At 35.9% G+C, this 18,217-nt stretch carries 18 protein-coding genes; 17 read left to right on the top strand and 1 reads right to left on the bottom strand.

Features of this window, described 5'->3' with window-relative positions; all coding sequences use genetic code 11:
- Positions 1 to 84 precede the first annotated feature (84 nt).
- From HORE_RS06185 to HORE_RS06145, 10 genes are all read left to right on the top strand, one after another.
- On the top strand, positions 85 to 669 hold the full coding sequence (locus HORE_RS06185; protein ID WP_012636120.1) for a nucleoside recognition domain-containing protein: 585 nt from the start codon (positions 85 to 87) through the stop codon (positions 667 to 669).
- A gap of 3 nt (positions 670 to 672) precedes the next feature.
- On the top strand, positions 673 to 1,203 hold the full coding sequence (locus HORE_RS06180; RefSeq protein WP_012636119.1) for a spore maturation protein: 531 nt from the start codon (positions 673 to 675) through the stop codon (positions 1,201 to 1,203).
- A gap of 135 nt (positions 1,204 to 1,338) precedes the next feature.
- A complete protein-coding gene (locus tag HORE_RS06175; RefSeq protein ID WP_012636118.1) occupies positions 1,339 to 2,151 on the top strand; it encodes a PHP domain-containing protein in 813 nt (270 codons plus the stop codon).
- Positions 2,152 to 2,210: 59 nt separating this feature from the next.
- A complete protein-coding gene (locus HORE_RS12935) occupies positions 2,211 to 2,384 on the top strand; it encodes a hypothetical protein (protein WP_012636117.1) in 174 nt (57 codons plus the stop codon).
- Between the two features lie 119 nt (positions 2,385 to 2,503).
- Complete coding sequence (locus HORE_RS06170; protein ID WP_012636116.1) at positions 2,504 to 3,154, top strand: MotA/TolQ/ExbB proton channel family protein; 651 nt, start codon at positions 2,504 to 2,506, stop codon at positions 3,152 to 3,154.
- The gene (locus HORE_RS06165; RefSeq protein WP_012636115.1) at positions 3,135 to 3,536 is read left to right on the top strand and encodes an ExbD/TolR family protein; all 402 of its coding nucleotides are present in this window, start codon (positions 3,135 to 3,137) and stop codon (positions 3,534 to 3,536) included. The genes HORE_RS06170 and HORE_RS06165 overlap by 20 nt, the downstream gene beginning before the upstream one ends.
- A gap of 92 nt (positions 3,537 to 3,628) precedes the next feature.
- The gene (locus HORE_RS12440) at positions 3,629 to 4,486 is read left to right on the top strand and encodes an energy transducer TonB (RefSeq protein WP_167935765.1); all 858 of its coding nucleotides are present in this window, start codon (positions 3,629 to 3,631) and stop codon (positions 4,484 to 4,486) included.
- Between the two features lie 32 nt (positions 4,487 to 4,518).
- Positions 4,519 to 6,501 (top strand): hypothetical protein, encoded by a 1,983-nt coding sequence (locus HORE_RS06155; RefSeq protein WP_012636113.1) that lies wholly within the window; start codon positions 4,519 to 4,521, stop codon positions 6,499 to 6,501.
- 19 nt (positions 6,502 to 6,520) lie between these two features.
- On the top strand, positions 6,521 to 7,288 hold the full coding sequence (locus HORE_RS12435) for an S-layer homology domain-containing protein (RefSeq protein WP_012636112.1): 768 nt from the start codon (positions 6,521 to 6,523) through the stop codon (positions 7,286 to 7,288).
- A 15-nt stretch (positions 7,289 to 7,303) separates the two neighbouring features.
- On the top strand, positions 7,304 to 7,897 hold the full coding sequence (locus HORE_RS06145) for a cell wall hydrolase (protein WP_012636111.1): 594 nt from the start codon (positions 7,304 to 7,306) through the stop codon (positions 7,895 to 7,897).
- A 240-nt stretch (positions 7,898 to 8,137) separates the two neighbouring features.
- Here the strand turns inward: HORE_RS06145 and gyrA are convergent, their stop codons facing one another.
- Positions 8,138 to 10,528 (bottom strand): DNA gyrase subunit A, encoded by a 2,391-nt coding sequence (gyrA, locus tag HORE_RS06140; protein ID WP_012636110.1) that lies wholly within the window; start codon positions 10,526 to 10,528, stop codon positions 8,138 to 8,140.
- 134 nt (positions 10,529 to 10,662) lie between these two features.
- Here gyrA and gyrB point away from each other — a divergent pair, with 134 nt between their 5' ends.
- From gyrB to HORE_RS06115, 7 genes are all read left to right on the top strand, one after another.
- Complete coding sequence (gene gyrB, locus HORE_RS06135) at positions 10,663 to 12,576, top strand: DNA topoisomerase (ATP-hydrolyzing) subunit B (protein ID WP_012636109.1); 1,914 nt, start codon at positions 10,663 to 10,665, stop codon at positions 12,574 to 12,576.
- An 81-nt stretch (positions 12,577 to 12,657) separates the two neighbouring features.
- Positions 12,658 to 12,822 carry a hypothetical protein gene (locus HORE_RS12930; protein ID WP_012636108.1) on the top strand — a complete coding sequence of 55 codons (165 nt, stop codon included), beginning with the start codon at positions 12,658 to 12,660 and terminating at the stop codon, positions 12,820 to 12,822.
- A 20-nt stretch (positions 12,823 to 12,842) separates the two neighbouring features.
- On the top strand, positions 12,843 to 12,980 hold the full coding sequence (locus HORE_RS12925) for a hypothetical protein (RefSeq protein WP_167935738.1): 138 nt from the start codon (positions 12,843 to 12,845) through the stop codon (positions 12,978 to 12,980).
- A 227-nt stretch (positions 12,981 to 13,207) separates the two neighbouring features.
- Positions 13,208 to 14,332, top strand: coding sequence for a chloride channel protein (locus HORE_RS06130; RefSeq protein ID WP_050748612.1), 1,125 nt, complete (start codon positions 13,208 to 13,210; stop codon positions 14,330 to 14,332).
- 137 nt (positions 14,333 to 14,469) lie between these two features.
- Positions 14,470 to 15,810, top strand: coding sequence for a TrkH family potassium uptake protein (locus HORE_RS06125; protein WP_012636106.1), 1,341 nt, complete (start codon positions 14,470 to 14,472; stop codon positions 15,808 to 15,810).
- 89 nt (positions 15,811 to 15,899) lie between these two features.
- Positions 15,900 to 17,225, top strand: coding sequence for a TrkH family potassium uptake protein (locus tag HORE_RS06120; RefSeq protein ID WP_012636105.1), 1,326 nt, complete (start codon positions 15,900 to 15,902; stop codon positions 17,223 to 17,225).
- Positions 17,226 to 17,238: 13 nt separating this feature from the next.
- Positions 17,239 to 17,886 (top strand): potassium channel family protein, encoded by a 648-nt coding sequence (locus HORE_RS06115; protein ID WP_012636104.1) that lies wholly within the window; start codon positions 17,239 to 17,241, stop codon positions 17,884 to 17,886.
- Positions 17,887 to 18,217: the final 331 nt, after the last annotated feature.

Raw genomic sequence — 18,217 nt, 5'->3', positions numbered from 1 at the left:
AGGTTTTTTTATTTTTTCTTCATTTTTTAAAATATATGATAATAATATTTTATTGTAAATAAAATTGTTGGGGGTTCAAACATCGTGGTAAATATTATCTGGTCTTTACTTATTTTTACTGGCTTTATGATGGCAGCATTTACTGGAAATATGGATAAACTTACAGATGCAATATTTAAAGGAGCTTCAGAAAGTATTGATATTTTAATAAAATTAATCGGTCCTATGAGCCTGTGGCTGGGTATAATGAATATTGCTAAAAAATCAGGGCTGGTTGAACAGTTAGGTAAACTTTTAAAACCAATTATTTCATATTTTTTTCCTGGTGTTCCCGAAGAACACCCGGCCAGTGGTGCCATTATATTAAATATTACTGCCAATATGTTGGGATTGGGTAATTCTGCTACTCCTCTGGGGATAAAAGCCATGCAGGAATTACAGGAGTTAAACAATTATAAATCTAAAGCAAGCCCGGCCATGTGCACCCTTCTAGCCTTAAATACATCCAGTATCACCTTAATTCCATCAACTGTTGTCAGCCTTAGAACTGCTCTCGGTTCTACCAATCCTGAAATTATTGTAGCTACAACAATATTTGCAACAACTGTTTCAACCATAACTGCTTTAATTCTGGATAAGGTTTTTAGAATTTATACAGGGGGGGATTAGTCTATGGAATTATTTTTCGTAGTATCCATCTGGGCTATTCCCCTTTTTTTTGTTATTATTCTTATATATGGTTACTTTAAAGGTATTAATTTATATGAAACATTTATTGAAGGTGCGGCTGAAGGTTTTAATACAGTTGTAAAAATAACCCCATATTTACTGGCAATGATGGTAGCTATTAATATTTTTAAGGAATCAGGAGCCCTGAAAATATTTATTAATATTTTAAAACCTTTTTTTAGCTATCTTCAAATACCAGAACCGGTGATTCCATTATTATTTTTAAGACCACTGTCAGGCAGCGCTTCTCTATCTTATGCCAGTCAAATAATGAAACAGTTTGGCCCTGATTCATTTATAGGGAATCTTGCTTCTACAGTTCAGGGAAGTACAGAAACTACATTTTATATCCTGGCAGTTTACTTCGGGGCTATTGGAATAAAACACTACAGGTATTCAATTATCGTAGGATTGATTGCTGATGTTGCTGGATTTTTTGCTGCTATATTTATATGTAAACATATATTTTTATAAAACTTATAATAATTATGTCCCTTAAGTTGTAACTTTATTGATTGTTCTGTATAATAAAATAAACACAATCTTAATTGAACACACCATTAAATTGTAAATCAAGGGGGGAAAGATCGGTTTTAACCGTATACAAATATGTCAGTAGACTTACATATTCACACAAATGCATCTGATGGAAGTCTAAGCCCCGGGGAAGTTGTTAAAAAGGCAATAGATTTGGGATATAAAGCAATTGCTATTACGGACCATGATACCGTTGCCGGTATCATACCAGCCCTGCAGGTTGCCAGAAAATCTTCTCTGGAGGTTATTCCAGGAATTGAGATAAACACAGATATTGAAGATAGGGAGTTACATATCCTGGGTTATTTTATAGATTATACAAAACCTGATCTGCTTAAAGAGTTAAGTTCACTTAAAAAAATGAGAGAAAAACGGGCCAGGAAAATGGTCCAGAAATTACGTAACATGGGTATCAACATTGAATGGGAAGAAGTAATCAATATTGCCGGACAGGGAACAATTGGAAGAAGCCATATCTGTCAGGCTATAATAAATAAAGGTTATGCTGATTCCTGGAAAGAAGTTTTCGAAAAATATATTGGAAAAAATTCACCTGCCTATGTACCACGTAAAAAACTTACTCCATTAAAAGCCATAAAGCTTATTAAGGAATGTAGCGGGATACCGGTTATTGCTCATCCCGGGCTGGTAGGTGATGATGACCTGGTGAAATGGATTATCAAACACGGTATAGAAGGACTAGAAGTATTTTACTATGAACATAGTGAAGAAGAGTGTCAGAAATACTTGAATATGGCTAAAGAGAACAATTTGGTGGTTACTGGTGGCTCCGATGATCATGGGCCTGGAAATAAAGATGGGTTGAGATTAGGAAAGATAAGACTGGATTATACCGTAGTTGAAGAGTTGAGAAAACGGGTATAATTTACCTTAAATATGTAAATGATATTAGTGATATCATAATTATACCCGGGGGTTATAAAATGCTAAATAAATGGATTGATATGTTTGAAGAAATCTTTTATGACTATACAAAACAATATGATGAAAATATTAAAGAAATAATAATAGAACGCAATATTGAACTCAGTATAGAAGAACTGGAGGAAATATTGAAGGATGCTAAAAACCGGGTCCTTAACATTAGAAATATTTAATGAGACCGGGTCAAAAGCTTTATTATTATGGTTACTGTCAAAAATGCAGGAAAAACCTTTTTTACGTCGAATTCTAAGTATAGGAATCATGCTATATTTATATAAAGGAGTGGTTTAACTTGAATTTTTCCCAGATCAGTAATTTCATATCTCTTGGAGGACCGATGACTATTCCCCTTATTATTGCATCTATTTTCGGGGTTGCCGTAATTTTAGAAAAATTGATTTTTTTTGCCAGATACCGTGATAATAGCTTCAGGCTGATTAAAAAAATTGAATTGCTTGTCGAAGAAGGTGACATTTTAACAGCCTTAAATGAATTGAAAGGAGAACGGGGGCCAAATGCCAAATTATTGTCAACCGCCCTTGCCCACCATAGTGAAGAACCTGGCCGTATTAAAGAAGTCCTCCAGGCGGTAGGTGAAGATGAAATTAAAAAAATGGAAAAGCACTTACCGATACTTGATGTGATAGCTACAGTTTCCCCCTTACTGGGACTACTTGGAACTGTAATGGGTATTATCAGTAGTTTTAATATTATGGGAGCTGCTGCCGGTGCAGCTAACCCTCATCAGATCAGTGCCGGTATTGCTGAAGCCTTAATTAGTACAGCCCTGGGACTTATAATAGCTATTCCTACTGCTGTTTTCTATTCTTACTTTGCCAATAAGGTTGAAAATAAGGCCCATGAAATGAATTTAAGTATGATCGATATTTTAGAGGTGGTTGGAAATAACAGGAGGGAAGATAATGTTAAAAACTTCTCTTAAGAAAAAACCATCTATTAATATAATTCCAATGATTGATGTTATCTTCTTTTTACTCGTCTTTTTTATGTTGTTTACAACCTTTCGCACAACCCCTTACGGTATCGATCTTCAGTTACCAAAAGCGGTAACTGTTACCGGCCAACAGGAAAATAATATGATTGTCAATATAAATGAAAAGGGCGAATTATATTACCGTGGAGATAAGGTAACTATGTCCAGGTTAAAAAATATCGCTAAAAAAAGAACTAACCAAACAGATAATCTAGTTGTTATTATTAATGCCGATAAGGATACCAAATACCGTTACATAGTACAGGTTATGGATAATTTACGCCAGGTAGGAATTTATAAGCTGGCACTTGCTGCCGAAAAAGAGGGGTAATCTAAATGTATTATAGAAAAGATTCCAGTCGTTTTATGTTTTATATTATTATTTCATCCCTAATCCACTTAGGGATTATTATGTTTTTTACAATGGGAAATTATAGTGTTCTTGGTGGAAAAGGGGAAACAAGGCATGATTTTGAATTTGTACAGGTTGTAGAATTTAAAAATGAAGTAAGACATGTAAAACCTGAAACAACCATTAAGCCAGAGAGAAAAGATAACAGGCAGGAGAAACCAGCAAAGGATGAAAATATAGAAAATAATGAAAAAATAGCAGAGACAGAAACTGAAGAACAACCCGTAAATAATAAAACCAGTGAAAGCAAGTCACGTGAAGAAAATTCCATTACTGATAAGAACTCTGTTAAGGATAATCATAATAAGAATCCTGAGAAGACTGATATTGATGATAATGTAAAACAACAAAACGAAGTAAAAGATAGTATAGATAGTCCTGAAACCAGGAATGATAAAAGCTCTAAAGGTAATAAAAATAATGAAATAATCTCCAGTGAGAAAAGTGATATGGAAGTAAAGGTTAATGAGGAAAACAGTTCAGGAAAAAAATCAAATTCTAGAGCAGAATCGGAAAATACTGAATCTGAAAAAAGTAAGCCCGAACCACCCCCTCCACCTACTGCTGGTGATCTAATTGCCTTTTCTCCACAACCTTATTACCCTAAAGATCTGGTCAGTCAGGCCCTGTCAGGTGTAGTAGAACTGGAAGTATCAATTTCTACAAATGGTGAAATAGAAAATGTTGTCTTATCAAAATCATCAGGTATAGAACAAATGGACAGGAATGCTCAATTAACTATTAAAAGGGGCTGGAAATTTAACCCCTATAAAAAGCCTTATACAATTAAGGTTATGATTGAATACAAAGTTGATGAAAAGGGTAATTCTTCAGTTAATGTAAAATTAGGAGAATTAGTATTTAAGTAGTGGTGCCAATCAGGGGGGAGGTATTTAATATAATGAATAATATAAAAAAATTACTCAGGTTTATGATATTTACAATTTTAGTGTTTACCTTTCCCTGTACTGCTGCTGAAGACAATGTGTTTGTACAGACAGATGAATTTAATAACTTGCGTCTGGGTAATGATTATATTGTAATTGTTGTTAATAAAGATGAAAATGCCCAGGGTCGGTTTGCGATAGAAACAACAGGGGGAGCTCCTATGAGGAATAATGATGACCATAAACCCCTGGTTTATGGTAGGCCGAAACCCTGGACATCTTACACTACTATCTGGATTGATGGCGAACACTATGTTTTCGGTGGCAAGACAGGGAGAAGAGCAGGTAAGAATGGTAAGTACGGTGAAGTGACTAAAGAGCCATATGTAAAAAATAATAGTATTCATACCATGACAGTTTTTAATAAAATATCTGTTGAACAGGTCTTGACACCTGTTAAATCTTCAACTACAGGTTTATTTAATTCAGTGCAGATAAAATATAGAATTAAAAATAATGATACCAGACCACATAAAATCGGGCTCAGGATAATGCTCGATACAATGCTTGGAGAAAATGATGGGGCTCCTTTTAGATTTGGTCAGGATGCAGTAACCACAGACAGGTTATATTATAAAAAAGAGTTGCCCGTCTTCTGGCAGGCATTTGATACTCTGAGTAACCCTAATGTTACATCACAGGGTACCTTTAACGGACCATCTGTTACCCCTCCGGATAAGGTTTATCTGGCAGACTGGGGGAGTCTGGCTGATGGTGTCTGGAATTTTGATTTTAACCCAAATGAAGAATTTATAAGAAAAGGGGAGTTTGAAACCGATAGTGCCATTGCCATGTTCTGGGTACCGGAAATACTTAAACCAGGCCAGGAAAAAACCTATATTACTGAGTATGGTCTTGGTGGTATTACTATAGTGCCAGGTCTTATTTCACTGGGGGTTACCTCACCTGCGGAAGTGACTATAAATAAAATCAATAGATCATTCCCGGTTATTGCCTATGTAGAAAATACAGCTGAAATTGCAGCTAAAAATGTTAAAATCAAATTAAGTTTACCCGACAAACTAACAACGGAACAACCCATCAGAGAACTGGGGAATATGGAACCGGGAGATATATCACAGATAGTGTGGAAGGTTACCCCAACTGATTCAAATCTACCGCGGGAGATCAGTTATGAAGTTAAAGTTGAAGCTGATAATACCGATTCCAACAGTGTCAGTCGAAATGTAAAATTTGTTGGTCCACCAATTTTAAATGTTGAATTAAAACTTAAAGATAAATTAGTAACTAAATTGGGCAAATTGTCACCAAACCCCTTTACAGTAAGTGCTACAATTAATAATACCGGGGATTCAACCCTGTTTGATGTTAATACTACCCTGGTATTACCACCCGGTTTGGTACTGGCTCCAAAGGAAAGGTATAGAAAATACACTGGCTTTATACCTCCTGATCAATCTGTTGAAGTAAAGTGGCAGGTTAAAGCCCTGGATGTAGAGGGGAAACTACCCTTTGCCGTTGAAGTCAGGGGTCTTGGTGGTTATAATTCTACTGAAATTAAGAATATAAAACTTCCGGGACGCAAACCATTGATTTATCTTAATATAAGGGATGAAGACCGGTTAACCGAAGGTGAAATAATTACTATTGACGTGATGGGTGAAAATCTGGAAAATTTGAATAAAATGGATATGGTGTTAAAGTATAACCCATATCACCTGAAACCAATATATGTTTCACGTGGAAACATTTTCTTAAAAGATGGAAAATTATTGCCATGGGAAGAACCAAATATAAATAAAGAAGGGGTCATTATAGTAAAAGAAGAATTGCCCCGGAAGGTAAACAGGGGTAAAATAACCAGCATCCATTTTAAAGTAATATCATTACAACAAATTGACCTCACCTGGGGTGAATCCAGATTTTATGGAAATAATAATAACCCGATAAAAGTAGAACTACGTGGGATTGAATAATATTAAGGGGGTATTTTGTGTGAAAAAAATTATTGTTCCCTGTTTAATTGTTTTAATGTTATTTTCAGGATTAACTGTTTCTGCTGCAGATTTAAAAGATGTTCCAGAAGACCACTGGGCATATCAGAGTATAAAAATGTTAATCGATAAGGGGTATTTATCCCTTTACGAAGATGGTACTTTCCGGGGTAAGGATAGTGTTACCCGTTATGAAATAGCAGCCCTTATCGGGCGACTTCTTGAAGATATTCAACAGGGTAAATTATCTATGTCAGAAGAGGATATTAACCAGGTAAAACGTTTATCCCTTGAATTCAGGGATGACCTGGTGGAACTGGCCAAAAAACAGGAAATCTTTTCTGATCAGATTGAAAGGTTAAAAGAAGATGATCTCATTCAGAATGAGGATATCGGTAAGGTTAATGAAAAAATTAGTGATTTACAGAATGATATTACCCAGATAATTGATAGTATAGTCAAAATAGCAACCCTTGAGAAAAAAGTAGAAAAAATAAACAGCAGGATTGAAGAACTTGAAGTCGAATTAAATAATCAGGATCAGGAAATGTTACAGATCAAAAAGGATCTTGGAGAAAGTCTCTACCAGAACTTAAAAGACCAACAGTCTATCAATATGACTAAAATCCAGAGTTTACAGGGTGAGGTAAACAACCTTAAAGAAGAACTGGCCAAAAGCCAGGCTGAAATAAAACAACTTAGGAATGAAAATAGTAATTACAGATTATATCTTATTGGAGTTGCTTTGTTAGCCTTACTTGCCAGATAATGGAGGTTGACCATCTTGAAAAAATATAGTAAATCTATAGCACTATCCTTAATAATAATACTGACAATTTATATTTTAACACCTGCATTATTCAGTTCTATATTTGTCTATAAAGCCCGGGCTAGTTCAATAGACAGGAAAGATGTCTATCGTGGAGTAGGCATAGCCCTACTTTTAGTACTGATTGCTAAATTGGGAAAAGCAGCTGAATCTAACACGGAACCGGTGGACAACCCCAGTGACATAAATTTATCTGGAGAAGACATAGAATTACTGGCCAGGGTTATATATGCTGAAGCCAGAGGAGAACCATATGAAGGGCAGGTAGCTGTTGGAGCTGTTGTTTTAAACAGGGTTGAGAGCCCTGATTTTCCGGATACTGTTAAGGAAGTAATTTTTCAGGATGGACAGTTTTCTTCTGTCGATGATGGTCAAATTTATCTAATTCCAAATAAAATTGCCTTTCGTGCTGCCAGGGAGGCATTAAATGGCAGGGATCCAAGTCAGGGTGCTTTATATTTTTATAATCCCAAAACAGCTAAAACCCTCTGGTGGCTTTCCCAGAGAAAGGTTACCGTTAAAATCGGTAACCATGTCTTTGCAAAATAAGTTATGTTAGTATTAATTACAAAAAGAGGTAGACCAGATGGCCTACCTCTTTTTGTATTTTAAGCCTTTTTATTTTAAGACTTTTTGTACTGTAAAAGTAAGTTTTGTTGGTTTAAGTTATCTTTTTTATATTAACACATTTTTTTACTAAATTTAGACTTAATAATTAAATTTATATTATCATCACCTGGTTTTGCGACCAGATAAAAGAAAGTCCCGGAATATTATTATCCCTAATCTTTAATTATTATCTTCCTCAGGGGCAAAAGGTAGTTTTTCAACCCCTGTAATTTTATCATCATTTTTCAAAGAAACCACCTCATACATATTACCCGTTCTGGAAGTTTCGGTTAAATCGTTAACCTTAACTGTATAAAGTTTTTCATTACCAGTAGTTATCAGTATATAATCATCAGGGTTAGCACAAATAACCCCGGCCATTTTATAGATACTTGAACCACAGGTTTTTAACCCCTTACCATTTCTATTCTGGGGATTATATTCCTCGATAGGACTTCTCTTACCACGGCCTGTTTTTGAAATGGAGACAACACTGGTATTATTATTAACAAGATTGAAGGAAACTACCTCATCACCTTTAGCAAGTTTTATTCCAATACTTCCAATGGTGTTCCGACCGGTATCACTAACTGAATCTTCTTCAAACCTTATAGTTTTTGCCTTTTTAGTACCCAGTAGTATTTCCTGGTTTCCATCTGTTATTTCCACACCAACCACTTCATCACCTTTATTTAATTTAATTGCTTTAATTCTGGAATAGGTGGTTTGATATTCCCCACCTATTGTTTTCTTAACCATACCCTGTTTGGTAGCTATAGTAATATATTTTTCTTTGGTTTCTTCATTAAGGCAAATAACTTTAACTATTTTTTTAGAGAGAGGTATTTTAAGGAAATCTTTAATATTATCACCTGTTGATAAGCCATGATGTTCTGGTATTTTATGAACTGGTAATGTATAAACATCACCGGTATTGGTAAAGAAAAGGAGTGTATCCAGGGTTGTCCCTGTCATGGTATCTATAATATAATCATTTTTGCCGGCCCGGGCATATTCTGAGGAAGTGGTGCGTTTGATATTCTGGCGGTAGGAAAAGGTCAAAAAGACTTTTTCTTTTTTGATTAAATCTGTTTTTTCAATTATGGCTTTTTCTTCATCTTCGATAATTTCAGTTTTACGTTTATCTGCATATTTATTTTTAATATCAAGTAGTTCTTTTTTCAAGACTTTATCAAGTTCATTTTTATTGTTAAGGATTTTTTTATAATACTTAATCTGTTCTTCCAGTCCTGCTGATTCCTGATGCAGCTTTTCCTCTTCCATACCGACAAGTTTTTGCAATCTCATTCTCAGGATGGCTTCTGCCTGCTTTTCAGTAATAACAAGTTTCTCCTGAAGTTTTTGCCTGGCTTCTTTTGTTGATTTGGAATGTCTGATTATAGAAATAACAAGGTCAAGCTTATCAATTGCAGTTATAAGGCCCTGTAAAAGGTGGAATCTTTCTTTCGCCTTATTGAGTTTATATTTTGTCCTTCTGGTAATAACCTGACGCCTGAAATTAATAAAATTTTTTAAGATTGTTATTAAATCCATAACCCTGGGTTGTTTTCCATCCAGGGCAAGCATATTAATACGATAATTTGTCTGCAGTGAAGTAAATTTATATAATTGATTGAGAATGATATCCGGATCAGCTCCTGATTTCAACTCAACGACAATCCTTAAACCCTCCTGGTCACTTTCATCCCTTAAATCGGATACATTATCTATTTTTCCTTTATTAATTAGCTCTGCAATATCTTCCAGTAACTTTACTTTATTTAAATGATAAGGAATTTCTTTAATAATAATCTGTTTTTTCCTGCCTTTTTTCTCAATTTGAGTCCTGGCCCTTAAGGTTATTTTTCCATTTCCCGTTTTATAGGCTTTTTTAATACCTGAAAGTCCAACTATTTTGGCTCCGGTAGGAAAATCAGGCCCCGGTATGTATTTCATTATTGTTTCAAGTTTAGCATTGGGGTGTTTCAAAAGGTGAACCATGGCATCAACTACTTCCCCAAGATTATGGGGCGGAATACTGGTACTCATTCCGACTGCAATACCACTGGCTCCATTAATGAGTAAATTTGGTACTTTAGTTGGAAGTATCTCCGGTTCTTGAAGAGAACCATCAAAATTATCTACAAAATCTACTGTATCCTGAGTAATATCTGCCATAATATCCTCAGCCAGTTCGGTTAACCTGGCCTCGGTATACCTCATAGCAGCGGGGCTGTCCCCATCAATTGAGCCAAAGTTTCCATGTCCATCAATAAGACAATATCTCTGGTTAAAATACTGGGCCATACGAACCATAGCATCATAAACTGAGGCATCACCATGGGGATGGTATTTACCTAATACTTCCCCGACTATCCTGGCAGACTTTTTATGTGGTTTATCATGGGTTAAGCCTAATTCCCGGGCTGCATAAAGAATCCTGCGATGAACAGGTTTCAAACCATCCCTGACATCCGGAAGGGCCCGGGAGGCAATAACACTTAAGGAGTAACTTAAATATGAATCTTTCATTTTATCTTCAATTGCTATTGATCTGATTTTTTCAGCCATTAATATTCCCCTTTCTCAATTAATTCCTTGTTTCATACTTGATATTATAACAAATAATTAACTATTTCAAGAAACAGCTGGTAAAAATCTGTTCGTTTTGATATAATATAGTGCGAAAAGGAAGGTGAAAGGACATGTCGCTATTTGAAGGGGCTGTATATGGTGCGGAACAGATTGAGATATTAAAAGGTCTGGAAGCAGTCAGGAAAAGACCCGGAATGTATATAGGAAGCACAGGAATCCGGGGCCTTCACCATCTGGTCTGGGAAGTAGTTGATAACAGTATTGATGAGTACCTGGCTGGATATGGTGATAAGATTGAAGTTACAATTAACGAAGATAATAGTATAACCGTTGAAGACTGGGGGCGGGGTATACCGGCTGAAGAACACCCCGAGACTGGATTACCGGCTGCCCAGGTAGTAATGACTACCCTTCATGCCGGGGGAAAGTTTAATAATAACAGTTATAAAGTATCCGGTGGTCTTCACGGTGTCGGTATATCTGTAGTTAATGCCCTCTCTGAGTGGCTGGAACTGACTACATACTGGAATGGAAATGAGTATTACCAGCGCTATGAGAGGGGATATCCCAAAACAAAATTCCAGAAACTGGGGACCAGTAATAGAAATGGTACTATTATCTCTTTTAAACCAGATCCAGAGATTTTTGATGTAACTGAGTTTAAATATGAAACCCTGGCCCATCGTCTTCAGGAATCTGCTTTTTTAAATAAAGAATTATCCCTCATTTTGATAGACAAAAGATCAGATAAAACTAAAAAAGAAGTTTTTCAATATGACGGGGGTATAAAAGCCTTTGTAGAATACTTAAATAAAAACCGTCAGGTTATAAATGAGGATATTATATATACTGAAAAAGAGAATGGGGATTACTACATTGAAGTAGCCCTTCAGTACAATGAGGGGTACAATGAAAGGATCTTTTCATATGCCAATAATATCAATACTGTTGATGGTGGTTACCACTTAACTGGTTTCAAGACAGCATTAACAAAAGCAATAAATAACTTTGCCAAACAAAATAACCTGCTTAAACAGAGTGACCCTACTTTAACCGGTAATGATGTCCGGGAGGGTTTAACTGCAGTTGTTAATGTCAAATTACCAAATCCCCAGTTTGAGGGCCAGACCAAATCTAAACTGGGTAATAGTGAAATAAGGAGTATTGTTGAGAGCAATATTTATGATTACCTCAGCCTCTATTTAGATTCCAATCCGGAAGTTGGTAAAAAGATAGTAGACAAGGCTATACAGGCGATAAGAGCCCGTCAGGCTTCCAAAAAAGCCAGGGAACTAACCCGGAGAAAAAATGCTCTAAATTCTCATTCCTTACCGGGTAAACTGGCCGATTGTGCCAGCCGTAAACCAGAAAAGAGTGAACTATTTCTGGTTGAGGGAGATTCAGCAGGCGGTTCAGCCAAACAGGGACGCAACAGGCATTTCCAGGCGATTTTACCGTTAAAAGGGAAAATAATGAACGTGGAACGGGCTCGTCTTGATAAAATATTGAGTAATAATGAAATAGCTACCATTATTTCGGCCCTGGGTACCGGTATTGGTCAGGAATTTAATATTGATAAACTACGGTATCATAAAATTATTATAATGACTGATGCCGATGTTGATGGTGCCCATATTGCAACTCTTTTATTAACTTTATTCTACCGGTATATGCCTGAACTAATCAAAGAAGGTTATATTTATATAGCCCAACCACCTTTATATAAAGTCTCATGGAAGAAAAATATTCGCTATCTTTATACTGATAAAGAATTAGAATCTCTAAAAAGGGAGCTCGAAAATAAATCATATTCCATTCAGCGGTATAAGGGGCTCGGTGAAATGAATCCAAGACAGCTATGGGAGACTACCATGAACCCTGAAACACGTAAACTACTACGGATTGAAATTGATGATGAAATTGAAGCAGATGAAATTTTTACCCGCTTAATGGGTTCCAATGCCAGTCTAAGGCGTGAGTTTATTATTTCCAATGCCGATATGGTTGATGAATTGGATATCTAAGATAGTTTTTATATCTATAAAATTACTGAATATTATTACCGGGGCAGGAGATAATAAGATTAAAAAGAAAAGGGGGCTTGCATGACTGAAAAAGACATTAAGCCAGAACGTGAAAAAGGGGCCCCACCTCCCGATTATATGCCGGCTATTTTTGGCTGGATGAGTTTTGAGGATCAGGAAGAGCATGCCAGGGAAATCGTTGATTTTGTCAAAAAACTTGATAAGAAAAATGGCAAAAACACTTAACAAAGTTTATCTTACAGAAGGTGATTAATCTGGGTATCCATGGTTATGAATTCAGTAATCTATCGGAGAAAGAGATTGATAAGATAAAACATCTTGAAGAGGAGCTAAATAGAGAGAAAGAAGATAATATTATTATATTAGCCTTTGAAAAAGAATAATGTCTTTTAAGAAGTTTACGGGTTCTTTTACCCGTAGCTTCTTTTTTATTGCAGGGGGGTGGTTTTATGCAAGAAATTTTTAAAAACAATATTTCTATATTTTCGTAGCAGCAATCATAGGTATTGTAACCGGTATCATATCATTGTTTTATGCCCATATAGTAGATAGTTTTTTAGATATTTTTATAAACAGTTTTATAAATAACCGCAGGAGAAGCTATCTTATATTGATCTTACCGGCAATTGGAGGATTTATTACTTCAATTATAATATATACTGGAAGTAAGGCAGCCAAAGGTCATGGAATACCGGCTATTCTGGAAACCATTGAATCTAATAAATACGGTCTTTCATCTAGAGATTTGCTGGTTGAAGGGCTGGCTTCAGCTATCACCATTGGCTCAGGTGGTTCTGCTGGTAGAATAGGGCCGGTGGTAGAGATCGGGGCAGGGCTCGGGGATATTGCAGGGAGAAAATTAAATATGCCTCTCGGTACATACCAGACCCTACTGGGTTGTGGGGCTGCTGCAGGAATTGCAGCAATTTTTAATGCCCCGCTGGGGGGAATTATGTTTGCTGTAGAAGTCCTATATACTAACCTGGAGATTAAAAGATTAAGTTTGATTGTTATAAGTGCTATTAGTGCTGATGCTATTGTAAGAAATATATCGGGCTACAATCCTATCTTTGATTTGCCCCCATTTCAGTTAAACCATCCCCTGGAATATATTTTTTATATTATACTGGGAATACTGCTGGGGATATTCTCTAACCTCTTTATAAAGGGGCTTTACATGGTTACTAACCTGTTTAACAATTTAAAAATTAACTACCATTTAAAACCCATCATTGGAGGTCTGTTTGTAGGTTTAACCGGTTTTTTTATCCCCCGGGTACTGGGGACAGGTATTCCTGTTATATCAAAAGCTTTTACAAAAAGTTATCTATTTAATACTTTGATAATATTAGCTATTTTAAAGATAGTGGCAACCTGCCTGACTCTGGGCTCTGGAGGTTCCGGGGGTATTTTTGCTCCTGGTTTACTGGTCGGGGCCTCAACAGGTCTTTTTTGTGGGGGTTTTTTAAATACATATTTACCCGGTATTGTAACTTCACCTGAATCTTATGGTATTGTAGGAATGGCTGCTTTTATAAGCGGTATAATAAGGGCTCCTTTAACTGCTGTTTTAATAATCTTTGAGTTAACCGGAAACTATTCACTGATATTACCACTGTTACTGGGGGCTGTTTTAGCCAGTAATATTAGTAAACATATTTGCCCGGAATCAATTTATTCACCAAAATTATTCTACCGTGAAATCAGTAACTACCAAAATAAAGTGAAATCCTGATAACTTTACATTAAAAAGTTATTATAGTATAATTTACACCATAGTGTAGACGGAGAACCATCATTAAGAATACACCATAGTGTGGGAGAGAAGTAGTGTGGGAGAGAAATGCTGGCAGAGAGGAGATGTTATAAAATATGAAGTTTCCTCAATTAGTAAACAAAAACAATATGACACCTGCCCAGGTCCTGGTGTTTGGTTATTTTACTGTTATTATAATAGGGACCTTATTATTGATGCTACCCTTTGCCACAAGTAATGGTCAGGGGTTAAACATAGTAGATGCCTTATTTACAGCTACTTCAGCTACCTGTGTCACTGGCCTTATTGTAGTCAATACAAGTACTGCCTTTACTGTCTTTGGTCAGTTAGTGATAATGGTCCTGATTCAGATTGGTGGTCTTGGTATCATGACCATGTCAACCATGATAGCTTTTGTTATTGGCAAAAAAATAACCTTAAAGGAAAGGTTAATAATCCAGGAGGATTTAAATCAGTTCAAGATATCAGGACTGGTAAGACTGGTCCGATATGTAATTTTTGTAACTGTTATTATTGAAGGACTGGGAGCTTTACTACTCTTTGTAAGACTAATTAAAGACTATCCATTTATGAAGGCTTTATATTATTCTATTTTCCATGCCATCTCAGCTTTTAATAATGCTGGTTTTGATCTTTTTGGTAATAGTTTAGAAAACTATACAGGAGATATTTTAATGAACTTTGTTGTTATGGGATTAATTGTTTTGGGTGGTCTTGGTTTTGCTGTCCTGGCCGAACTCTACCAGATTAGGAACTTCAAAAAAATGAGCCTGCAGAGTAAAATAGTTTTGACTATAACCTTAATATTAATTATAGCCGGTTTTTTGTCTGTTCTGGGTCTGGAATATAATAACCCCGGAACAATGGGAAATTTAAATACTGGTGATAAAATACTGTCATCATTATTTCTTTCGATAACACCACGTACGGCAGGTTTCAATACTGTTCCCACCGGAAATCTCAAGAGTTCAACTCTCTTTTTATTAATTGTTTTAATGTTTATCGGGGCTTCACCGGGTTCTACCGGTGGTGGTATTAAAACAACTACTTTCGGGGTCCTGCTGATTACAGTTTGGAGTCTTATTACCGGAAAAAGGGATATTGAAATATATAAACGACGCCTCGATGACGAGATTATATTCAAAGCCCTTGCTATAACCATGCTCTCACTGGGACTGGTTGTTGCTGTTACTATGATTCTTACTGTTACCGAAAAAATGGATTTTCTGAGGGTCTTCTTTGAATCAGTCTCAGCTTTCGGTACAGTAGGACTGTCAACTGGTATTACTTCGGGTCTTTCTACCTTTGGAAGGATATTAATTACCATTACCATGTTTTCAGGAAGGGTCGGACCGTTGACACTGGCCATTGCTTTTGCAGAAAGGAAGCACAATGGAGTTTATCATTATCCTAAGGAAAAAATTATGGTAGGTTAACAATAATATATTTCACCCTGTAGGGGGAATATTAATAATAGCTATTTTTATGGAATATTTGATCTGGTATTAATTTTTTCTCTTGCGGGGTGATCTCAATTTTTAAGAACTTATCACCGGGCCAGATCCTGGTTATCGGTTATAGTACTGTCATACTGGTTGGAACAATTTTACTGCTACTTCCGGTTTCAACTGTAGAAGGACAAACTACAAATTTTTTAGAAGCTCTTTTTACTGCAACATCAGCAACAGCGGTTACGGGGTTAATAGTTGTTAATACAGCCGAACACTGGACTGGCTTTGGCCAGACAGTTATTATGTTATTAATCCAGGTTGGTGGCCTTGGTTTTATGACTACCACTACTTTGTTATTTTTAATTCTGCGCCGGAAAGTACTTCTTCAGGAAAGACTAATTGTCATGGAGGAAATTAATTATAATAAATTATCAGGTGTTATCAGGCTAACCCGTTATATAATTTTATTAACATTTATTACAGAAATAACAGGAACACTCTTATTATACCTGTATTTTAAGGGATTAATGCCCGACAACAGGGCCTGGTTTTATGCCCTTTTTCATTCTATATCTGCTTTTAATAATGCCGGTTTTGACCTCTTTGGTAATAGTCTTGAGAATTTTACCGGTTCCCTTTATATAAACCTGATTATAACTTTTTTATTTATATTCGGGGGGCTGGGTTTTCTCGTGATATCTGAAATATACAATAAAAGACAGTATAAAAAATTATCATTACATAGTAAAATGGTTATATCAATGACCCTGTTTTTAATAATTTCGGGGACCTTAGCCCTGTTTATTTTAGAATTTAACAACCCGGCTACCCTGGGTAACTACACTCCCGGGATAAAGTTACTGGCTTCTTATTTTCAGGCGGTAACACCGAGGACAGCAGGCTTTAATACTATCCCCATTAACCAATTTCGGGATGTATCTCTCTTTATAATGATTGTACTAATGTTTATTGGGGCCTCACCCGGTTCTACCGGTGGTGGTGTCAAAACAACTACGGCAGGTACTTTGCTTGTTGTTGTCTATAATATGGCCCGGGGTAAGGAGGATATTGAAATATTCCGTAGAAGAATTAAAAAAAAGGATATATATAAAACCCTGTCTGTTGTTGTTATATCCCTTCTAATAATAGTTGTTGTTACTATCGTTCTATCGATTACCGAAGAGTTTGCGTTTATCCAGATTGTTTTCGAAGTCTTTTCAGCTTTTGGGACAGTGGGATTAACAACGGGGATAACACCACAGTTAAGCAACACTGGACGCCTTTTTATTATAATTACAATGTTTATAGGACGGGTTGGTCCCTTTACTATTGCCATGGCCCTGGGGAGAAAAAGAATAAAGGCCATAAGATATCCTCAAGAAGATATATTAATTGGTTGAGGAGGAGTTAAAAATGAAACAGTTTGTTGTTGTAGGACTGGGAAGGTTTGGTTCAAGTGTAGCCAGGACTCTGGCTGAAAGTGGATATAATGTCCTGGCCATTGATAATGATGAAGAACGTGTTCAGGAACTAAGTAATGAAGTTACTCATGCCGTAGAAGCCGATGCTACTGATGAGGAAGCCTTAAGAACCCTGGGTGTAAGAAATTTTGACGTGGCGGTGGTCAGTATCGGTGATAATGTTCATGCCAATATTTTATCAACCTTGATTTTAAAAGAATTAGGTGTACCCTATGTAGTTACTAAAGCTAAAGATTCCCTTCATGGAAAGATTTTAACCAAAGTTGGAGCCGATAGAATTGTTTACCCGGAAAGGGATATGGGGGTTAGAATTGCTCATAATTTAACATCATCCAATGTTCTTGATTACCTGGAATTTGCTCCGGATTACAGTATAGTTGAAATAATAGCATCACCTGAAATGGTAGGTAAAAGTCTGGCCCAGCTTGAATTAAGAAGCAAATATGGGGTAAATGTTATGGCTATAAAACGCGGGAAAAACCTTAATATCACTCCAGGTGCCAATGATAAAATATTAGAAGGGGATGTTTTAATCGTTATGGGTAAAAACGAAAACCTTGATAAATTGAAAAAAGTATAATACACGTTTTTTTATAGTTATTTTTTTGCTTAATATAAAGCGTAAAAAAAAACAATTTCTAAAACTAACTTATTTACACTTAGATTTCACATATATTTCAGGCCTGTAGTTATTCTTTCCCATCACTGAATTGTTATTATGTCTAAAATTATAGATTTTAACTTCCAACCCCGGGTACAATAATACCGGGGTATGTATATATTTTGCAATATTCATGGTTTGGTGGTAGAATAATAATTGATTTAAAGACTTATTTTTTTTATTATGTAATGATTTTACTTTAATTTGATAAAATAATGTAATATAAAATATAAAGACATCTTGTACAGGA

Origin of the sequence: Halothermothrix orenii H 168, assembly GCF_000020485.1 — a bacterium.
Lineage (GTDB): Bacteria > Bacillota > Halanaerobiia > Halanaerobiales > Halothermotrichaceae > Halothermothrix > Halothermothrix orenii.
The sequence above is the reverse complement of the archived record's forward strand: the minus strand, read 5'-3'. Positions and strand labels throughout refer to the sequence as shown.

Bases quoted from the DNA above. Each gene is read 5' to 3' on its own strand.
- HORE_RS06180 (WP_012636119.1), top strand. From the start codon at position 673: ATGGAATTATTTTTCGTAGTATCCATCTGGGCTATTCCCCTTTTTTTT.
- HORE_RS06175 (WP_012636118.1), top strand. From the start codon at position 1,339: ATGTCAGTAGACTTACATATTCACACAAATGCATCTGATGGAAGTCTA.
- HORE_RS12935 (WP_012636117.1), top strand. From the start codon at position 2,211: ATGCTAAATAAATGGATTGATATGTTTGAAGAAATCTTTTATGACTAT.
- HORE_RS06165 (WP_012636115.1), top strand. From the start codon at position 3,135: ATGTTAAAAACTTCTCTTAAGAAAAAACCATCTATTAATATAATTCCA.
- HORE_RS12440 (WP_167935765.1), top strand. From the start codon at position 3,629: ATGGGAAATTATAGTGTTCTTGGTGGAAAAGGGGAAACAAGGCATGAT.
- HORE_RS06155 (WP_012636113.1), top strand. From the start codon at position 4,519: ATGAATAATATAAAAAAATTACTCAGGTTTATGATATTTACAATTTTA.
- gyrA (WP_012636110.1), bottom strand. From the start codon at position 10,528: ATGGCTGAAAAAATCAGATCAATAGCAATTGAAGATAAAATGAAAGAT.
- gyrB (WP_012636109.1), top strand. From the start codon at position 10,663: ATGTCGCTATTTGAAGGGGCTGTATATGGTGCGGAACAGATTGAGATA.
- HORE_RS12930 (WP_012636108.1), top strand. From the start codon at position 12,658: ATGACTGAAAAAGACATTAAGCCAGAACGTGAAAAAGGGGCCCCACCT.
- HORE_RS06125 (WP_012636106.1), top strand. From the start codon at position 14,470: ATGAAGTTTCCTCAATTAGTAAACAAAAACAATATGACACCTGCCCAG.
- HORE_RS06115 (WP_012636104.1), top strand. From the start codon at position 17,239: ATGAAACAGTTTGTTGTTGTAGGACTGGGAAGGTTTGGTTCAAGTGTA.